We start from the raw sequence: 19673 nt of genomic DNA, 5'->3' as shown, positions 1-19673 counted from the left end.
TGATCTGAATTATTGATTCACCACAGCGCCGGCTGAAGTCCGGGACTGCCGTTCATTCATAAAATAATCGTAGGCAACGCCTGATGTCTCAACCATGAAAGGCTCACCGTTGATTGTAGAGCGGTAATTGACGCCCAGAGCCAGCTCGCCAACTTTAGATCCCTCATCAGAACCACTGTGTCGCTGCCAGTCAGGCAAAGTCGAACGTTGATGCAATCGGGAGTCGGGCCGGCCGTCAGAAAAATTCACCCTGCCACTAGCAACCGCATAGCCATTCATACGCATCTGTGGCATGCCAGTCAATGAACTCAAAGGCCCTACCTGACGGTCCCGCATGTGGCGGATGTTCAATACCGGATTATTACCTTTGGTATGAAAGATATTTCCAACCACTTCGACATCTATCGCTGGTGGACGTTTTCCATCAGCTCGCCTGCCATGCAAAACGTTGCCAAAAAATAGCGCAGCATGATAGGTCTGGGCACTGTTCAGCACCGTGTTGTGCCGTATCAACGAGTTCTTGGCAGCATATACGCCAATACCAGAATTACCTGTGCCATCAATAATATTGTTATCAACCATTGTATTAATTGCTTCGTACATTTCAGGGTTTTCTGCGAGGTCGAAAAAGTCAGGGGACGTATCAAAGCCCACCAAAATACCAGCAGAGCCAACATCCCGGATTAAGTTTCGCTGTATCACTGAATTTCGGGCGCCACCTTTAGCATAAACGCCTGTAGTCGCAATGCTATGAATGTAATTATCCTGAACCGTCATAAAATGGGCATTAACGTTATCGATACCCTCCGCATTACTCGAGTCACGCTGGCCGGAGTTGAATATTTCATTACGCTCAATGACGACGTGTTCAACCATAGGCTTTAATTTCATTACATCGCGGCCACTGGCATGAAAACGATTTTGAGACAATAATACATGGCTTACCCCTTTACGCTCAGGGTTGTTTTGTGACCAAGTACTTTCAAGCGATACGGTATAAAAATAGCCACCGGAAATATCCAAACCAATTACCCGGGTATGGTGCGCCCCTGCATCAATGCGCAACGCAAAATACACCGAACGATCATCATTGGGACTAATCACTCTGGCCTGATGCAATGCATCCGCACGAAGGGTAATATGAGGCTGACGAATTCGTAAACGTTCATGATAATCACCTGCCGCAATAATAATTTCATCATGTGGCTTTGCTTGATTCAATGCTGCGGTAATAGTTGAAAACGGTTTATCAACAGAGCCATCGGCATCCGAAGCTTCTGCGGCGGCATCAACATAAAGAAAACGACCTTCAGCATAATCAAAGCTTACCCAGGCTGGTAAATCAGGGCCAGCAGCACGATCAGGTACCCAAATATCAGCCTGCAACAAAAAGCTGCAAAAACATACCCAGACACAAAAAAGCTTTTTCATCATGCTCTCCTTAACAAGCTGCTATTGTCGTCATCACTCCTGAAATAAAACGCAGCATGTAACGACGAAAATACGATTGGGTAACCATAAGTAACCTAACACGGCTGAAATCATCATGCCTAAGTCTAACAAAGTGTTCATTCAAACTAGTCAAGATCAGCAGACATTTGGTTCATATGACCAGCTAGAATAAGTGAACAGCATAACAATAACACAAACCTGATGAAAAGCCGGATGATGCTCATCATCGTTAATTCAACGACTGCTCTGCCAGCAATTAATACATGTGAATACTCCATTATAGACACTAAAGCCACGAGACTTCATTGACTTACACTCCTGCCAATTTAATTACAGTTACAGTTAAAAATCACTCTTCTCAAACTAAATTTTATTACGGTACTTTTCATTGAATTTATGCAATCGAAAAAATTATTTGATAAAATAATTACTCCCTTGTTGTAAGTGGTAGTTTGCAAATATTGCTGATAAAGTGTTGTGTCGACGTATTAAGCTATTCGCGCATTGAGTTCAGAGTGGTTATCAGCTTTTAGAAATCGGTTTGTGATTTACCTTCACTTTTACCAAGGTAATTTGAAGCATAAGCTGAGAAAATGTAATCAGAGTGCGTTATTATTTGTTTTGGCATATCTTAACAAGTGTCGGATGTTATACTCACCAACCACTGCTTTGATTTTTGGCATCGGCGACTGATACAACCCAAACACGGAATTTATTGGTAATGTTTAATGGAAATAAGTAAAACTTTCTTTGTGACAGGTGGTGCTGGCTTTATTGGCTCAGCTGTCGTGCGACATCTCATTAAAGATACAACTCACAAGGTTATCAACGTCGATAAGCTGACTTACGCAGGCAACTTATCATCAGTAGCCGATATTGTTGATTCAGATCGCTATCATTTTGAGCATGCTGATATTTGCGATAGCATTGCTATGGCCGACTTATTCAAAAAGCATCAGCCTGATGTGGTGATGCACTTAGCAGCAGAAAGCCATGTCGACCGCTCAATCAATGGCCCTGGCGACTTTATCCAGACCAATATTGTAGGCACTTACACCTTATTAGAAGCTGCCCGGACGTATTGGAGTAGTTTAGCTACCGATAAAAAAACTGAGTTTCGTTTTCACCATATTTCTACCGATGAAGTTTATGGTGATTTACACGGAACAGATGAACTTTTCACTGAAACTACGCCTTATGCGCCCAGCAGCCCGTATTCAGCAAGTAAGGCTGGCTCAGATCATCTAGTGCGCGCTTGGTTGCGTACCTATGGCATGCCTACAGTTGTGACTAATTGTTCAAATAATTATGGACCTTACCATTTCCCGGAAAAGCTAATCCCACTGATGATTTTAAATGCCCTGGCTGGCAAACCTCTGCCGGTCTATGGCGATGGAAAGCAAGTGCGTGATTGGTTGTTTGTAGAGGATCACGCCCGGGCTTTGGTGTGCGTCGCCACTCAAGGTGAAGTCGGTGAGACTTACAACATTGGTGGGCATAATGAGAAAAAAAATATAGAGGTGGTGAACACTCTATGTACTTTGCTAGAAGAACTAGCACCGAATAAGCCACCCGGTATTAATCAATACACTGATTTAATCCGCTACGTAACTGACCGTCCAGGCCATGACTTACGGTACGCTATTGATGCAAGCAAAATTCAGCGTGAACTGGGCTGGGTACCAGAAGAAACCTTTGAAACCGGTTTACGAAAAACGGTGAAGTGGTATTTGGAAAACCCTAGTTGGTGGCAAGCAATTCTTGATGGCAGCTATCAGCAAGCGAAGAAAGCTTAGTAAGGAATACTATGCCAAATATTGTATTACTCGCACCAAATGGCCAGGTTGGTTTTGAAGTGGCCAGAGCGGTCGCGCCGCTTGGTAACGTATCGTCTTTGAGTCGTAGCGATGTGGATTTTTCGGATATCAAAGCGACTATTACCAAAGTTGAGGCTCTCGACCCTGCACTAATTATTAACTGTGCCGCCTGGACTGCAGTCGATAAAGCTGAAGCGGAATCAGTCTCATGCCATTTGATCAATGCAGCGCTGCCTGGCGCGCTTGCTACCTTAGCAAAACAAAAAGATGCCTGGTTAGTTCATTATTCCAGTGATTACGTATACCCAGGTCATGGCACAACGCCTTGGCAAGAAGATGATGTCACCGGGCCATTGTCGGTTTATGGCCAAAGTAAGTTAGATGGTGATATAGCAGTTATTGAGGGTACTGATAAATACTTAATTTTCCGTACCAGTTGGGTTTATGCTGCACGTGGCAATAACTTTATGCGTACTATGTTAAAGTTAGCCCAAAGCCGTGACACTTTAAGTGTCGTTGCCGACCAGATTGGCTCCCCTACACCTGCCCGGCTCATTGCTCAGGTGACGACCCTGGCTTTACAGCAAGTATTTACGAAAGAAAGGCAGAAGGAAAATGCATCCATTTTGTCTGGTATCTATCATCTAACACCAAAAGGCTATTGCAGCTGGTGCGATTTTGCGGCTGAGATTTTTAGTTTGGCCAGTACCCATGGTATGCCACTAGCGCTTAAACCAGAGCAACTGACTGCAATCACTACGGCAGACTACCCGACACCAGCAGTACGGCCTGCGAACTCACGCTTAAATCTGAACAAACTAGAGCATACTTTTCAGGTACAGTTGCCTAGTTGGCAGCAACAACTTGCACTAACTTTTGCTGAGCTTGCAGATAAAAACATTTAAGGACTAAATTATGCGTAAAGGAATTGTTCTGGCAGGTGGATCTGGCACCCGTTTACACCCCATCACTTTAGGGGTATCTAAGCAGCAACTGCCTATTTATGACAAGCCAATGATTTACTATCCAATTTCTGTGCTCATGTTGGCCGGAATTCAGGATATTTTAATCATATCAACACCAGAAGACTTGCCAGGTTTTAAAAAACTGCTTGGGACAGGTCAGCAATTTGGTGTCCGTTTTCAGTATGCGGAGCAACCATCGCCCGATGGTTTAGCTCAGGCCTTTATTATTGGTGAAACCTTCATTGGTGACGACCCTGTTTGCTTAGTTCTTGGCGATAATATTTTTCATGGACAGCACTTTTCCGAGCAACTGAAAAATGCAGCCGCCCAATCTACTGGTGCTACGGTATTTGGTTATATGGTCAACGATCCGGAGCGATTTGGAGTGGTTGAGTTTGACGAGCATGGCAGAGCCATTTCAATCGAAGAAAAGCCAAAACAGCCTAAATCTCCTTATGCCGTAACTGGTTTGTATTTTTACGATAACGATGTAGTGCAAATAGCCAAGACGGTAGAACCATCTGAGCGTGGAGAGCTAGAAATAACCAGTGTTAATAATGCCTATTTAAAGCGTGGTGACTTGACGGTTGCTAAACTCGGCCGTGGTTTTGCGTGGTTGGATACTGGCACGCACGATAGCCTGTTAGAAGCCAGCAGCTATGTGCAAACGATAGAGAATCGACAAGGGCTAAAGGTAGCTTGCTTAGAAGAGATAGCATGGCGCAATGGCTGGGTCAGCGACATCGAAATGAAAAAACAAGGTAGAGTCTTTAGCAAGACCCAGTATGGTAAATACTTATTAGATTTAGTTAAATACGGTAAATAATATGGACTATCAAGCTTTAGCTATACCTGATGTTGTACTGATTACACCCAAGGTTTTTGGTGATGAGCGTGGCTTTTTTCTGGAAACTTTTCGACAGGATGAGTTTTCCAAACATTGTGGCGACTATCACTTTGTGCAAGACAACCACTCTAGCTCAAGTCATGGTATTTTACGTGGCTTGCATTACCAGCTTAATCAGCCACAAGGTAAGCTGGTTCGTGTAACTAAAGGCGAAGTATTTGATGTGGCAGTTGATATGCGAGAGAGCTCGCCAACCTTTGGACAATGGGTTGGTGTTCTGCTGAACGAAACAAACAAACAAATGCTTTGGGTGCCGCCGGGCTTTGCCCATGGTTTTTATGTCACCAGTGAGCAAGCTGAGTTTCAGTACAAATGTACCGATTTCTATGCCCCAGAAGATGAGCACTCATTACTTTGGAATGATCCTACAGTGGCTATTAAATGGCCGATTCATAACGAGCCAGTGCTATCGCAAAAGGATAGAATGGCATTACTCCTGAAAGACTGTCCGAAGTTTTAGGTATGGTAATTTATCAAGTATTACCCTCATCAACTCAGGGAGGAAATCATTGATAATAATTAGCCCTTAGTTTTATCTGGTAAGGGCTAAGGCTTTTTCTGGTGCTACAAACTAAGCACCAGCTTTTATTACTCTTCTTACTACAATGACACCTTTAATGTTAAATACACCATAAATACCATGACCCAGGATGCCATTCCACAGTAAACAGCCATTTTGTAACTCATCAATGATTTTAACTCCGGCACATACTTGAAAACACGATAATGGGACGCAATGCTCATTCCTAAAAAGATAAACAACAACAATATATAGGAGCGACTGAGGAAAAATGCAGTAACCAGATAGGCAATCATGGAGAAAAATAATGCTGTGTTGATCTTTATCTCATCGATGACCATAGCCCGCTGTGGATGGTTTGCAAAGCGTTCTAATGGAAGTTTAAAGATCTTATAGCCAACATAAATAGTTAGTGTCAGCGCCCCCCCCCACAAGGTATAACCTAAGGTTCCTAACTCCGCCGCCACTAAAATAAAGGAGTTATGCGCGGCACGACCATGCCAGTCGGTAAAGTTACCTTTTCCAATACCGAATACTGGATTGTTTAACAGATAGTGTACCCCGTCATACCAGGCATACAATCGAGATCGTGCTGATGACTCATCAGAGCTCAAGCCACCAAATTGCGATAATAAAGTGGCTACAACTGGCCCAAGTGCAATTCCCGCAATGATCAGGCGAGTTCCGCCATAACGTAGTAATAAATAGAAACCAAATAAAGCTGCGGTTCCAAGTACAGTTCCACGTGAACCAGTGATATACACACCGTACAAGAAGATAGGAAAAATGATAAGACAGATTATTTTCGTTAAAAAACCACCGCGATGAAAAAAGTAAGCTAAAAAAGGCAAATTCATCACAAGCAACATGCCTAAATCGTTAGGGTCCTGAAAAATACCTACGTAGACGATACGCCTTAAGTCACGAGCAACAGCTTGTGTACCCGTCCAGCCAAACGCATCGTAGCTAGTTTGCTGAACCCAGCCATTATGGACCATGGCCAAGGACGCAATAATTGAGACCACCATCAGTTTTTTCTGCCTGGATGCAGAGCTGACAACAGTAGCAAATAAAAATAACGGTAAAATAGAAGAGATAAAGATATTTTGCGACTCAATAATACCCTTTGTACCCCAGCCATTTAAAAATGCGGAGACACTAATGACTGGTAAAAGGAGCAGTAACATGGTCTGTTGTGGGGCCCAGCGTAACGGTCTTTGTAACGCTAATCCTGCAATAGTACACAAGATCATAACAACCATGATGACTGGTAAACCAACCAGAGGAGTAAAAATTTCTTGAGGTCTTAGTAAAACAAGCGCTGTATATAAAAATAATAGAATGAAAGCCGCTATAGAATCCTGAGGCTGTAACTGGGCTGTGGGTTGTTTAAAGTCCGCAATCTTCTCCGAACGACTTAACTGTTCCATGTTATCTCCACACTTATTCAACATTGAGTAATGTTACTAGTCAGATGAAATTAATCCAGTATTTCCATCATAATATGTCGTCACCTGCGTAATAAACTTCATTAACCCGTCAGGTCTAAGGCCATTCACGCCTGCAGCCCCCTCGCGCCCACCACCGGTTGGAAACTGACTACAAATATCTGCGGCACCATAAGGGTTATTTTTGGGTGCCCGCAAACTAATAGTAAGGCTACCATCGCTATTCGTGCTGGCAATGACAACGGCTTTTGCAGGGTTTCCTGCAGCCAGCATATTGCCATAAGTACCACTTATCCGTGCAGCCCAGGGAGCATTGTCCAACTGTACGGCCAACACAGTGTCGTTATTGACTAAATATGGGCTCGCTGAAGCCAAGGCTAAATCAGCTTCATAGCCTGCTTTTAACACTGAAAAAGGCGACTCACTATCTGCAATCACCGCAAAAGGGTCGTCATAGGCCATAAGCTGCTGGTATAAGCTTGCAGGAGGGAAGTGCAAATCGGCTTCGCAAGCACCATAGCCATTGTAATTAACCAGAACACCCAACTCTTTCAACTGCAACTTGTGTTCAGCTGTCAGGCCGAGGCTATCTGCTAACTGCCCAGCTGAAGCATCCATGCCATCGCCATAAGCTCCGGACACTGCCCAAAGCGACTGATCTCCCCCTAGATAGGTATTTATTAACAAGGCCGTGCAGACTGTTGGTGATGTATCAATGCGGTGACTTAGCTTAGGATGCTCGAACAAGGTCTTTGCCTGGTGATGGTCACAATAAAACAGGCTTTCTACATGCTGTAGTACACGCTCTACATCAGCAGCATTCTTATCAAAGGAAACATCCAATACAGTGATACTGGCGTCATTTGCCTGAATATCCGATATGTTTCGCAATAGGCTGATATCTCGCTTTACACCAGTCACCAGTTGCTGCTGCCCGGCTGGCACAGGATAAGTTTTGCGCAGTTGAATCAACGAGAAAATACCATCCGCATCGCCGTTAAATACATCAATATTCATGCATCAGTCTCCAGCTTTGCAATAATTTGTCGCTGCTCTAAATACTGCACAACTTTTAAAGCGGCCTGCTCAATAGTCAGCTCCGACGTTTTCAGATGAATTTCTGGCTGCTCAGGGGCTTCGTAAGGCGAGCTGATGCCGGTAAAGTGAGGGATCTGCCCAGCTCGTGCCTTTTGGTATAAACCTTTTGGATCGCGCTGCTCACAGACTGACAATGGGGTATCGACAAACACTTCGATCATATAGCCTTTGGCCAACTCACGGGCCTGCTCGCGGTCTTCCTGAAATGGTGAAATAAACGCCGTGCTGACAATTAAGCCCGCATCCATAAACAGACAAGCGACCTCACTGATCCGGCGTATGTTTTCCACACGGGAGCTATCATCAAACCCCAGATCTTTGTTCAAGCCATGGCGCACATTATCGCCATCCAATACATAGGTATGACAGCCACGCTCAAACAGCATGCGATCAACTGCATTCGCAATGGTTGATTTACCAGAGCCAGACAACCCTGTATACCACACTAAACAGGGATGATGGCCATGCTGGGCGCGGCGCTCACTTTGCTCGACTGCAGCCTGGTGCCAAACAATATTGCTACTCATAAACATACCTTAAAACTTAATAAAACGGATACACCAGAGGGATGAACACAATGCACAGCACCATATAAGTCAGAGCCACCGGCACACCACACACCATAAAGTGTTTTAAACGATATTGACTGGCATTGTACACCATTAAATTGGTCTGGTAGCCGTAAGGGGTAACGAAACTGGCTGAGGCCGCAAAAGCCACCGCCATCACCATCGGCAGGTAACTGACCTCCATCCCCGATGCCAGGTTATAAGCCACCGGAAACATCAAAGCCGCAGCAGCATTATTGGTAATCAGCTCAGTTAATAGATAGGTCGTCACCAGTACACCAATAAAAGCCAGCATCACCGAGCGCTCACCCAGAGTATCTGCAGCAAACTGGCTAATGTGACCAGCCAGACCAGTACTGGTCATTGTAGTTGCAATGCATAGCGCACTGGTCACCACCAGCCAGATCTCTACCGGAAAGCGACGTTTAATTTCATTGGCCGATAAACACCCGCTGAAAATAAGCGCACCTAATAAGAAAAGTGCCGAGGTAAGCAGTGACACACCAAAGCCAGCAGAGGCCAGGATCATGCCAGCAAAGCCCCACCAAATTAGCGACTCACGCCAGCCAGACACAACACTGTGCGGCTTCACACCAGACAACACAAAAAAGTTTTTGCTGATATTGGGCCGCCCTGCAAAATCGGGGCCTGTAGCCAGCAGCAGAAAATCACCAGCTTTCAGCGGAATATCTCCAATCCGACCACTAACGCGCTCACCTTCACGGCGAATAGCGACCACAGCGGCATCAAAACGGGAGCGAAAACCAGCGCTTTTTAGTGTACGCCCACGAAGCACAGACTCCTCTTTAATAATGACTTCAGTGAGTGCTTCGATGGTCAGGCCATTTTCATCGGCAAAAAGTTGTAATCCCGGGAACTGGCGCAAAACCTGCACTTGTTTCACATCACCGGAAAACAACAATTTATCGCCAGCACAGAGTACATCGTAATGCGCCACTGGCCGAATACGATCCTGACCACGCACAATCTCAGCCAGGAATAAATCACTTAAATGACGAAGCCCGGCCTGTTCAACAGTTTGACCTACCAGGGGTGAGTCTGGACTCAACTGACCTTCAAGCAAATATGGACGGGCAGTTCCTTCCTGAAAGCCAGTGGCTGGAAGCCAGTGTGCCATCAGGTAGGTTACCACCAAACCGCCAGCCAATACCCCCAGACCGATCAACGTAAAATCGAAAAAGTGAAACCCTGGCTGCCCGACATCTGTGAGCATACTGTGCACAATCAGGTTAGTTGAGGTACCTATTAAGGTGAGAGTGCCGCCCATAATGGCAGCATAGGACAGCGGCAACAGTAATTTGGTAGGAGGCACTTTTTTATTTTTTTTCACAGTGCTCAGCAAGGTAGCCACCACGGCCGTATTGTTTAGCACAGACGACGCTAAAGCAGCAAACCCCATGGTTCGCCACAAAGAGCCAGAGACCGAGCCCGAAAACAAAAAACGTGAAAACCGACGCAACAAACTGGTCTTTTCCAGCGCGATGGATATAAGCACTAACACCACCAAAGTGGCAAGCCCGGGGTTAGCAGCACTTCGAAGCAGATCCTCGATTTGAATAAAACCAAGTGCCAACAAGCAGAGCAACATGGCACCAAACACGGAGGCAACCTGCTGCTGAAAGCGAACTAAAGCAATCAGCAGCAACGCTAACAAGCCAACTAAAGCATAAGCCTGCAGCGACATACTTAGCCTGGGTTACTTAACTGCGGGAAATGCTGTCGTATCAGTGCAATCAAGTCTTTTTCGAAGGCAGATAACGTCTCTGAACTAACCTCAGGCTCTATATGGGCAATTAACGCAGAGTCTACCATTCCAGCCCCTACCGTTAGGTTGGTCATGCGGTCTATGACAATAAAAGCGCCGGTGTGTTTGTTTTTCAAATACGCATCAAATGCCACCGGCTCAGTCAGCTGAATATTTACCAAGCCAATTTCATTCAGTCCTAATAAATCACTATCCAGTTCTTCTAAGGTATTCACATCAATGCGATGATGTAATTTCTCGATGGAGCCACCTGTAGTTTTACAAACAAACTTAAACAAGTAATCACGCTTTGCGCGCATGGGTGCATCATGCATCCAAATCACCCGTGCCCGTAACCGGCTGGATAAATGCGCCATAGAATCTTTCTTCACCAGCATATTACCGCGACTGATATCAATTTCATCATTCAGCGTCAGGGTGACAGACATCGGAGCGTGCGCTTCTTCCAGCTTGCCATCAAAGGTCACGATCGACTGTATGGTGGAAATGGTACCCGCTGGCAATACACGGATGGTGTCACCTACCTGGATCGTGCCAGACGCAATGGTGCCCTGAAAGCCGCGGAAATCTGAGTTTGGCCGTGATACCAGTTGCACAGGAAAACGGAAATCCTGATTCACAGCAGCTTCAGTAACATCGATGCTTTCCAGGTATTCCATAAGTGTTGAGCCACGAAACCAAGCCAGCTTTTCGGAGCGATTCACTACATTATCGCCCTTTAAAGCCGATATTGGCACAAAGCGAATATCTGGTATATCCAGCGATCCTGCCAGCTGCAGATATTCGTCCTGAATTTCTTTATAACGTGCTTGCGAGTACTCCACCAGATCCATCTTGTTCACAGCCACAATGACATGTTTTATACCAAGCAATGAACAAATAAAGCTGTGGCGACGGGTTTGGGTTTGCACACCTTTGCGAGCATCTACCAGAATAATGGCTAAATCACAAGTCGATGCCCCCGTCGCCATATTGCGGGTATACTGCTCATGACCTGGCGTATCGGCAATAATAAACTTACGCTTATCGGTGGAAAAGTAGCGATAGGCCACATCGATAGTAATGCCCTGCTCACGTTCAGATTGCAAACCATCCACTAATAAGGCCAGGTCCACTTCATTGCCTTGCGTGCCCGACTTTTTGCTATCTTCGGTGATCGCAGCCAGCTGATCTTCAAAAATCATTTTGCTGTCGTGCAGTAAACGGCCTATCAGGGTACTTTTGCCATCATCGACCGAGCCACAAGTGATAAAGCGCAGTAACTCTTTTTGTTCATGTTGCTTTAAGTACGCAAGAATATCTTGTTCAATCAAAGGTGATGCATGGCTCATTAGAAATACCCTTCCATTTTTTTCTTTTCCATCGACCCACTGCTATCGTGATCAATGACCCGACCCTGCCGTTCAGAGGTTTTCGTCAGCAACATTTCCTGAATGATTCCCGGCAAGGTTTCAGCTTCGGATTCAATGGCACCGGTTAACGGATAACAGCCTAAGGTACGAAAGCGTACTTTTTTCATTGTGGGCTTCTCGCCCAGCTCAAGTGGCATGCGATCATCATCCACCATAATCAAGGTGCCGTCGCGCTCGACCACAGGGCGCTCTTTGGCAAAGTACAAATCAGGGATTTGGATATTTCCCAGATAAATATATTGCCAGATATCCAGTTCAGTCCAGTTAGATAACGGAAACACGCGGATACTTTCACCTTTATCCACACGTCCATTAAAAATACTCCATAATTCCGGCCGTTGATTCTTTGGGTCCCAGCGGTGGTGCTTATCGCGAAACGAATAAACCCGCTCTTTAGCGCGCGATTTTTCTTCATCCCGACGGGCACCACCAAAAGCAGCATCGAATTTGTATTTATCCAGAGCCTGCTTTAGAGCCTGAGTTTTCATGATGTCGGTGTGCTTAGCACTACCATGGCTAAAAGGGCCAACATTCATCGCCAAACCATCTGGGTTTTGATGCACCAGTAGTTCAAAATCATGCTCTTTGGCCACCCGATCGCGAAAAGCAATCATCTCGCGAAACTTCCAGGTGGTATCCACGTGCAACAGCGGAAACGGAATTTTACCAGGATAAAACGCTTTCCTTGCAAGATGCAGTAATACCGATGAGTCTTTGCCCACCGAATACAACATCACTGGATTTTCAAATTCAGCAGCTACTTCGCGGAAGATTTGGATGGATTCGTTTTCAAGTGCTTTCAAATGCGTAAAATGTGATTCAAATGACATAACTTAACCTATGCGTCTAACATCAAAAATATGCAAGCAGAGCATCACAAAGTTGAAACGCAGTCCTGCATGCCTAGTTAGCTGAACAACAAAAGAAAAGCTCATATTTCTAGTTCATTTTGCTTCATTGACCAATACCTCCATTTTATATTCCTTTATCTGTCTGGTCGCGATCACATACCTGAATACTGAATTAGCGAGTAACTATGCTAATAAAAATTTAGCTGATAAATCGAAGAGAAAAGTATTTTACTGCTTTTTTAGCATTCGTCCGATATATCTGAATGGCCACATTGCTTTCCACCATATGGTGTTATATGCGTCTTCGAATAAATTTCTAAATTTAACTTCTGACACCAAAATTCTATCGCTATGTTCTATCAGAACTTTATTAATAGAAGAGCAGTAATCTAAGTATTGGTTATGTAATTCTTCAACCAGCAAATCATCCTCAGATTTAATAGCCTCATAAAGCTTATAAGATAAATGAGTAAGCTCATCCTGATCTTTTACTGCTGAATGATCTGTAACATGAGTTCGCAGGCTATTTTCGATAAATGTTTTTTTATCCTGATTAAGCTCAATTCCGAATGACTGCGCTATCTGCTGTCTTATCGCAACGGGATCCGCCAACAACTCGGTAAATGAAACAACAAGCCGCTGTTGATTTTTTGTACCATTATAAGACGCAAAGTTATAATTTAACCAAAGCATCAAGCCCTTATCGATACTAAACTTATCACGTTTTTCCAACGAGCGAGCCACTTCAATAGGATCTCGAATCATGAGTATATAATTTGGTTTTATGCTCAGTTGCTCAAAAATATCACTCCAAAAATTCAGTAAAACCGACACTCTTGGATCTTTCATGCCCCAAAGACTTTTCCCAAGATATTCTTGATTAATAAAACTGCTTGCTCGCTGATAAAAATTTGGCTCTGGTTTTAAATCAAGTTTAAGAATCGACAAAGGATCGTCCCAAGAAGTTGTCAGGGAGTCTTGAATGGCTTCATTGAGCTCGACTAAACGGGCATTTTCAAAAAAACCTTTTTCATTCACGCCTTTCTGAGCTTTGTAAAGAGAACGCCCCATAAAAACGCCTAAACTATCAAGCTCTCCAGATAAGGCTGATGTACCGCTTCGGTGCATACCAATAACGATTATAGGTTTGTTTTCTGAGCTCATTATATTCAGTTCTCATCTGATTAATTTTAAGTGGAAGATAATAATTAAAATTACCACACAATTACTATTTTCTTCTTTTTAACTTTTGCGAATAAGACAAAACTAACGTTGGTAATATTAGAAGCAATATTGACTTGATCAAAACTTTAAAATCAAAAAAAGCAGCATTCGCATCTTTGAGAGAGCGCCCAGCTTTTCGAAAATCGCTGTTGTAGAGATAACACGCAGCATATTTTTTATGAACTTCACTCTTTACTTTTGACCAATCAACTTCTCTCGCACTTAAATCTATTGAATCACGGATTTTATCCAAACAAACCAGCTCTGCGGCATGCATTTTTTCGTCATTCGAAGAGTAGTTTTCACCATGAAACACATGAATAGCCAGGTGCTTCTCAGCAAAGTCAAACTCAAATTGGTTCGCAATTTTCAACCATAAATGCCAATCATCAACGCCCATAAGTGAGCGGTCTTCATCAAAGCCCCCAACCGCTAAAATTGCACTTTTTCGTGCAATGACCGTACAGCAGGTAAACATATTCTCGTAAATTAACTGATCAAACACCATCCCTCGACTGTGTGATGAGAAATCAGATCGCACCTCTCGGTTATCGTTTGTATGATGAGCAATGGCACCGCAGTACACTAAACCTATTGCTTCATTTTCGAATAAGGGGACTTGATGTTCTAATTTGTTTGGGAGCCAGAGATCATCTTGATCACAAAAAGCGATTAAATCGCCTTTTGCTTTATCAATACCGAAGTTTCTCGCGCATGCCACACCGCCATTTTCTTTGTGGAACGCCCGAACCGATTCATAAGTCGAAGCTAAATCATTGATAATTTGTGCAGAGCAGTCCGTTGAGCCGTCATTGATAAGTATAACTTCAAAGTCGGTGTATGTTTGCTGCAAGAGAGAGTCAACGGTTTTGTTTATATATGTAGCGCCATTATAAACAGGCACTATAACCGAAACGAAGTTTGACACACGCGCACCATCCTATGCGGGAAATCTGTATTGTACATAGTACAAGATCCGCAAGGCAAGATCACGAGTACTTTCAATTATTGATTAGAAACGATGACGTACGCTTGAAAGCAAGCACTCATCAACGGACACGGCATGTCAGCTTGAGAAAGCTGTAGACACTAGAAGAGATAACCGAGCAAGGGATCCAGTTGCTAGCAGCCCACCAGAAGATTGCTTTTAACCTTTTCCCCTTTACATTATACTGCCAAGTACTACTTACCCTGCTAAAGATCAATAGCACTCAACAAGAAGTTACGCGGGTTTTATGAATCAAAAAACCAAGCATGTGAATGTATTTATCACGATTGATACTGAAGTCTGGAATTTTTACGACAACTTTACCGATAACTTCAATAGTGCAATCCATGGAAGAATTAATGAGCGCAGCTATGGCTTAGAGTTTCAGCTTGATCAATTTGCAAAACATAACCTGAAAGCAAATTTCTTCGTTGACCCACTATTTTCTTTGCCGGGCGGACAAGACTCACTGAAAGAAGTTGTTCAATTAATCAATAAATTCCAGCAAGATGTCCAGCTACATATCCATACTGAGTGGCTGGAAATTACAGGTATTGATCTACTAGGTAATAGAAAAACTGGCTACAACATTGCCAGTTTTTCTGCCGATGAACAAATTAAACTACTGGGCCATGCCAAAGAGTTACTAGTATCAGCCGGTGCAACTAAGTTATGTGCATTTCGAGCAGGTAATTACGGAGCCAACACATACACCTTATCAGCTCTGGCTGCCAATGACATTTATATAGATACCAGCTACAATCGCATGTATTTAGACGGTCACTGTGGTTTAAAGCAAAGTCAGGATTTATTAGAACCTCAGTACCTCGGCGAGGTGTTAGAATACCCTATAAGTTTTTACTATGAGCCAAATGGGAACGTTCGGCATGTGCAGGTTGCTGCTTGTAGCTTTTATGAGATGAAAGCCATACTCGAATACGCCCATCAACAAGGCTGGCCTTCAGTGGTCATTGTATTACATTCATTCGAGTGGATTAAGCGAATAAAAGGAAAAGCCAAGAAACATGTGCTGGACCCTATAGTACTGCAGCGGTTCGATAAGCTCTGCAAGTACTTGGCAAAGCATGAAGACAGGTTTAAAACACAGCTTTTTTCAGAGCAAGACAGAAACGCAGTCAAAAGCCATGGCATTAGCACATTGTATAAACAAGCAAAATGGACGTATTTCCACCGTCAGCTTGAGCAAGTTCGCAGGAAAATCAACATTTAATAGCCGCTAACAAGGATAGTTAAGTATCAAATGAAAACAAGTGATTCGCCACAGGCAACCCAAACAGTAGCTGCTCCTAGAGATTGTTCTTATTCACAGGAATTAAATATTCAGCAGACACTAATTGTTGTAGGCAAGATGTCACCGCCAATTTTCTCCTGCTTACTCGACTTTAGTACTGTAGGTGCTTTTAAAGTATGCTTTATCGACACACATCAAAAAACGCCCCCTTTATCATCTAAATTGTTCAATTCATTCGAGTGGCTAAGCTACCAAAATAGTTGGTCTGACTGTCTATTACGTTTAGCCGCCACTAGTGAACAAGACATTTATGTTACCTGCGTTTCGTATTTCCTCGCAAAAAAAATACGGGCAATGAAAATAAAAAATATCGATTTAATTTATGCTACCGATACTCAAATAGCACTGGCTGAGGACAAGCAATTACAAAACAAATTAGCAGAAAAAAACAACCTGGCAGTACTACCCAGTTGGTATGTGTCCCCAGGTATAAAAATTCCTGACGACATTCATTACCCTGCTGTAATAAGGCCGATCTCTGAGCTCAGCAAGGCCGATTTTAAAGTCGAAGTCATTGACTCTCCTCAACAGCTTCAGCGTTTTAGCGATAAATACCCAGTCGTCGTTCAACCATTACTCACTGGCAGGAAGCTTTTGATCCATTGCGCCAGAAATGCTGAAAACCAAACCATTGTTAGTATATATGAGGTAACAGCAAGCTTTCAGGGCCTCACTTTAGCATTGAGGAATATGCAGAACCCACCGGCTGTCGTCATTACATCATGTATTGATATGCTAAAAGACATTAATTTTATTGGGGTTTGTCACTTTGAGATTATTGAAGGAAAAAATGAATGGTTTTTCTTAGACTTAAACCTCCGGTTGGGGGGGACTACCAATAAAGTAAGGTTTCTGGATAACCACGAAGGGGCGCAACTGTTGAAAGCTTTTGTCAATCAACCTCTGGAAACGCCGCCTACACACTCAAAAATTGAAATAACGAATAAGCTTATGGTATTGAAGGCCTTATACTCCATTATGTTCAGGAGATGGACCAGAATTGACTATCCAATCATGCCAAGTGGAAAGCTAGTTATTTTTTTATTAAAGAAAATAATTTTCTCAAGAGATGAGATATTTAACTTCGGTAATATTCGATATTCTGCTTTCAAAATACTCCAGCTTGCCTCATTACCTTTTTCTTATGTAAAAGTAAGAGGAAAAACCAATAAGGGCGATAGATAACAATGCGTATTCTTAACTCTCTAAGATGGTTAGTCGGATTAGTTGTAAAAGAGTATCTTATATTCGATATCTATAAATATGATTTATTGGGGATAAAAGAGCCCCCCTCTGTTCCGGCCCCCTATAAGCTCAGCCAGCTAGAATCAACTGACGAAATATTAATTTCTGAAGATACAGATCTAAGAAAGTGCCATTCCGCTATTAATGCTGATTCTAGAGGATTCGGTATTTGGAAGAATAACTTACTGCTTGGTGTTTGCTGGATCTGGAGCGGCGAATATTATAAAAAGAAAAGAAACTTCTTACCCTTGAAGTCAGATGAAGCAGAGTTAGTTTTCTTATCTGTTGCCAAGTCAGCTCGTGGTGAAGGCTTAGCTAAACTGTTAATACAGCATGCAAGTTACTATACTAAGCAAAATCAGTACAACAAAATTTACGCTCGTATCTGGCATTCCAATACACCTTCAATTCGCAGCTTTCAAAATGCAGGCTGGTTTAAACATAGTAAAGTGATTCAGATACATGTTAAAGGAATATCAAAGCCTTTACGCTTCACCAAAATATTTAGTCAGTAACGCTGTTGTGTACCTTAGCTAGCTTTTCTCTTATCTCTAAAAATTTGTACATGACTAGCTCTTTCGTGCTTATTAAAAGAAATTAGCCAAAACAGTAAAAGATTACATATGGAAAATACTGCAACCGCGATCAGAAGCTTAATCCAGCCATTGATATACAGTGCAAGATCAAGCTGTTCGGCAAGCACAAGTAGCAGCACTGTCGCCAATATTGCCGTCAGTAGCACTTTCATAAAGTGCTTCCGTTGCTCAGCCAGTTCCCGCAATAGAATAGGAGTAAAGAATAACAACTCAGTACACAGTGATGCGATAACCAACCCACTCACCACCCCAATTACTCCATAGAGTTTCGCTAATACGATGCTTAGTGTAACCGTTAGTACCGCACCAAAAATATGAATTACAGGTAGCAGCTGATGTTTAGCTTTTGCAATCATCACAGACTGGGCCGAGTAAAAAATAAACTTGCTGATCAACATCAAGCTAAACAGCTTAATGAAAAACGCTACCGCTATAAATTCCTCTCCCAACCAGATCCGGACAAAAGCATCGGAAAAAACCAATAAAGGCATTAAAACCACGACTGTGCTGAACAGGTTTAACCTGCTCATCATGCTGATGTATTTTGCTTGCTGGCTTTTATCTTCGCGGTTAAGCACTCGCGTGGCTGCAGGGCTTGCCACCTGGCTGATAATCGTAATGATGTTCTCGCAGTGCAATACCAGCTGTTGTGCGATATTAAAAGTAGCTACCGATGCAACACCAACAAATTTTGACACCACATTCACGCCGATGCGCTTTCGGACTATCAAGGCAACATTAGCAAGTAAGATATACTTAGAGAAAGCAAATATATCCTTAATCTGTTGATAGCTTATAAAGGAAAAGCCTAACCTCAGATCAGGGTAGGTTTTTTTCAGAAATAAAAGCTTAGCGATAAATGCCAGAAAGTCAGTAACCAGCAACGCGAATAGCATCCCCATAATGCCATAACCGTTCAGTACCAGATAAATAGTACCGATGCCTTTGCCAAGCTCAGATAAAGCACTAATGTTTGCTACCACGTTCTGTTTCAAAGCGGCTGAAAAATAGCTGTTAGCCGACATGAGTACAAAGTCTGCCAGAACTTTAATACACAGGCACATTAGAATGAAAGCTGCCTCATCAAGATAGCTCTCTGGCAGCTGTAAAATATTTGGGAAGAAGATGGGTAAACTGACAATAACGATCCCAATAAATCCAAGAGCGCCATTCAACAACAAGCTGCTATTGAAAAGTGAGTTCATCTCAGAGTAATTGTTTCGTTCAATATAAATTGCAGCCGTTCTTGTCACTGCAGAACCGAAGCCTAAGTTACTCATTCGAGCCCAGGCAACCATGTTAATCAGCAGGATCCACACACCATAGGTGGTCACTCCTAGTTCATTCAGAAGAATAGGTGTAGTGATAAATGTCATCAGAATGATGACACCCTTCTCAGCTAAAACACTGACAGCATTTTTGAACAACGACCTAAGCATGCTATTTAATTCCGTTTATTCAGTGAAAGTCCATAAGCTGAAAA

At 43.1% G+C, this 19673-nt stretch carries 17 protein-coding genes; 7 read left to right on the top strand and 10 right to left on the bottom strand.

Going from position 1 to position 19673, the window contains the following annotated elements:
- Window positions 1–9 precede the first annotated feature (9 nt).
- On the bottom strand, window positions 10–1434 hold the full coding sequence (locus Q3O60_RS09260) for a right-handed parallel beta-helix repeat-containing protein (RefSeq protein WP_305893643.1): 1425 nt from the start codon (window positions 1432–1434) through the stop codon (window positions 10–12).
- A gap of 746 nt (window positions 1435–2180) precedes the next feature.
- On the opposite strand from Q3O60_RS09260, the gene rfbB reads away from it, so the two are divergent.
- From rfbB to rfbC, 4 genes are read left to right on the top strand one after another with little or no spacing between them, the layout of a single operon-like run.
- Window positions 2181–3248 carry a dTDP-glucose 4,6-dehydratase gene (rfbB, locus tag Q3O60_RS09255; RefSeq protein ID WP_305893642.1) on the top strand — a complete coding sequence of 356 codons (1068 nt, stop codon included), beginning with the start codon at window positions 2181–2183 and terminating at the stop codon, window positions 3246–3248.
- An 11-nt stretch (window positions 3249–3259) separates the two neighbouring features.
- Entirely contained in the window at window positions 3260–4174 is a 915-nt protein-coding gene (gene rfbD / locus Q3O60_RS09250; RefSeq protein WP_305893641.1) for a dTDP-4-dehydrorhamnose reductase, read from the top strand.
- Between the two features lie 10 nt (window positions 4175–4184).
- The gene (gene rfbA / locus Q3O60_RS09245) at window positions 4185–5060 is read left to right on the top strand and encodes a glucose-1-phosphate thymidylyltransferase RfbA (RefSeq protein ID WP_305893640.1); all 876 of its coding nucleotides are present in this window, start codon (window positions 4185–4187) and stop codon (window positions 5058–5060) included.
- Window position 5061: 1 nt separating this feature from the next.
- Entirely contained in the window at window positions 5062–5601 is a 540-nt protein-coding gene (gene rfbC / locus Q3O60_RS09240) for a dTDP-4-dehydrorhamnose 3,5-epimerase (RefSeq protein ID WP_305893639.1), read from the top strand.
- Window positions 5602–5741: 140 nt separating this feature from the next.
- Here the strand turns inward: rfbC and Q3O60_RS09235 are convergent, their stop codons facing one another.
- From Q3O60_RS09235 to Q3O60_RS09200, 8 genes are all read right to left on the bottom strand, one after another.
- Entirely contained in the window at window positions 5742–7091 is a 1350-nt protein-coding gene (locus tag Q3O60_RS09235) for an O-antigen ligase family protein (RefSeq protein ID WP_305893638.1), read from the bottom strand.
- A gap of 36 nt (window positions 7092–7127) precedes the next feature.
- Window positions 7128–8126 carry a DHH family phosphoesterase gene (locus tag Q3O60_RS09230; RefSeq protein WP_305893637.1) on the bottom strand — a complete coding sequence of 333 codons (999 nt, stop codon included), beginning with the start codon at window positions 8124–8126 and terminating at the stop codon, window positions 7128–7130.
- Window positions 8123–8734 (bottom strand): adenylyl-sulfate kinase, encoded by a 612-nt coding sequence (gene cysC, locus Q3O60_RS09225; RefSeq protein WP_305893636.1) that lies wholly within the window; start codon window positions 8732–8734, stop codon window positions 8123–8125. Before cysC ends, Q3O60_RS09230 begins: the two co-directional genes overlap by 4 nt.
- 16 nt (window positions 8735–8750) lie before the next feature.
- Window positions 8751–10481 carry an SLC13 family permease gene (locus Q3O60_RS09220; RefSeq protein WP_305893635.1) on the bottom strand — a complete coding sequence of 577 codons (1731 nt, stop codon included), beginning with the start codon at window positions 10479–10481 and terminating at the stop codon, window positions 8751–8753.
- 2 nt (window positions 10482–10483) lie between these two features.
- A complete protein-coding gene (cysN, locus tag Q3O60_RS09215; protein ID WP_305893634.1) occupies window positions 10484–11893 on the bottom strand; it encodes a sulfate adenylyltransferase subunit CysN in 1410 nt (469 codons plus the stop codon).
- The gene (cysD, locus tag Q3O60_RS09210; RefSeq protein WP_305893633.1) at window positions 11893–12804 is read right to left on the bottom strand and encodes a sulfate adenylyltransferase subunit CysD; all 912 of its coding nucleotides are present in this window, start codon (window positions 12802–12804) and stop codon (window positions 11893–11895) included. Before cysD ends, cysN begins: the two co-directional genes overlap by 1 nt.
- Before the next feature lie 249 nt (window positions 12805–13053).
- On the bottom strand, window positions 13054–13989 hold the full coding sequence (locus Q3O60_RS09205; RefSeq protein WP_305893632.1) for a sulfotransferase family protein: 936 nt from the start codon (window positions 13987–13989) through the stop codon (window positions 13054–13056).
- A gap of 64 nt (window positions 13990–14053) precedes the next feature.
- Window positions 14054–14977, bottom strand: a complete 924-nt coding sequence (locus tag Q3O60_RS09200) for a glycosyltransferase family 2 protein (RefSeq protein ID WP_305893631.1) — start codon at window positions 14975–14977, stop codon at window positions 14054–14056.
- A gap of 307 nt (window positions 14978–15284) precedes the next feature.
- Here Q3O60_RS09200 and Q3O60_RS09195 point away from each other — a divergent pair, with 307 nt between their 5' ends.
- The 3 genes from Q3O60_RS09195 to Q3O60_RS09185 are packed head-to-tail and all read left to right on the top strand — an operon-like array spanning window position 15285 to window position 18109.
- Window positions 15285–16268, top strand: a complete 984-nt coding sequence (locus Q3O60_RS09195; RefSeq protein WP_305893630.1) for a polysaccharide deacetylase family protein — start codon at window positions 15285–15287, stop codon at window positions 16266–16268.
- Between the two features lie 30 nt (window positions 16269–16298).
- Window positions 16299–17534: an ATP-grasp domain-containing protein gene (locus Q3O60_RS09190; RefSeq protein ID WP_305893629.1), complete on the top strand. Its 1236-nt coding sequence runs from the start codon at window positions 16299–16301 to the stop codon at window positions 17532–17534.
- A 2-nt stretch (window positions 17535–17536) separates the two neighbouring features.
- Window positions 17537–18109 carry a GNAT family N-acetyltransferase gene (locus Q3O60_RS09185; RefSeq protein ID WP_305893628.1) on the top strand — a complete coding sequence of 191 codons (573 nt, stop codon included), beginning with the start codon at window positions 17537–17539 and terminating at the stop codon, window positions 18107–18109.
- Window positions 18110–18123: 14 nt separating this feature from the next.
- Here Q3O60_RS09185 and Q3O60_RS09180 read toward each other — a convergent pair whose 3' ends face one another.
- Window positions 18124–19629: an oligosaccharide flippase family protein gene (locus tag Q3O60_RS09180; protein WP_305893627.1), complete on the bottom strand. Its 1506-nt coding sequence runs from the start codon at window positions 19627–19629 to the stop codon at window positions 18124–18126.
- Between the last annotated feature and the right edge of the window lie 44 nt (window positions 19630–19673).

Source organism: Alkalimonas collagenimarina, assembly GCF_030717845.1.
Classification (GTDB): domain Bacteria; phylum Pseudomonadota; class Gammaproteobacteria; order Enterobacterales; family Alteromonadaceae; genus Alkalimonas; species Alkalimonas collagenimarina.
This window is presented reverse-complemented; position numbering and strand designations above follow the sequence as displayed.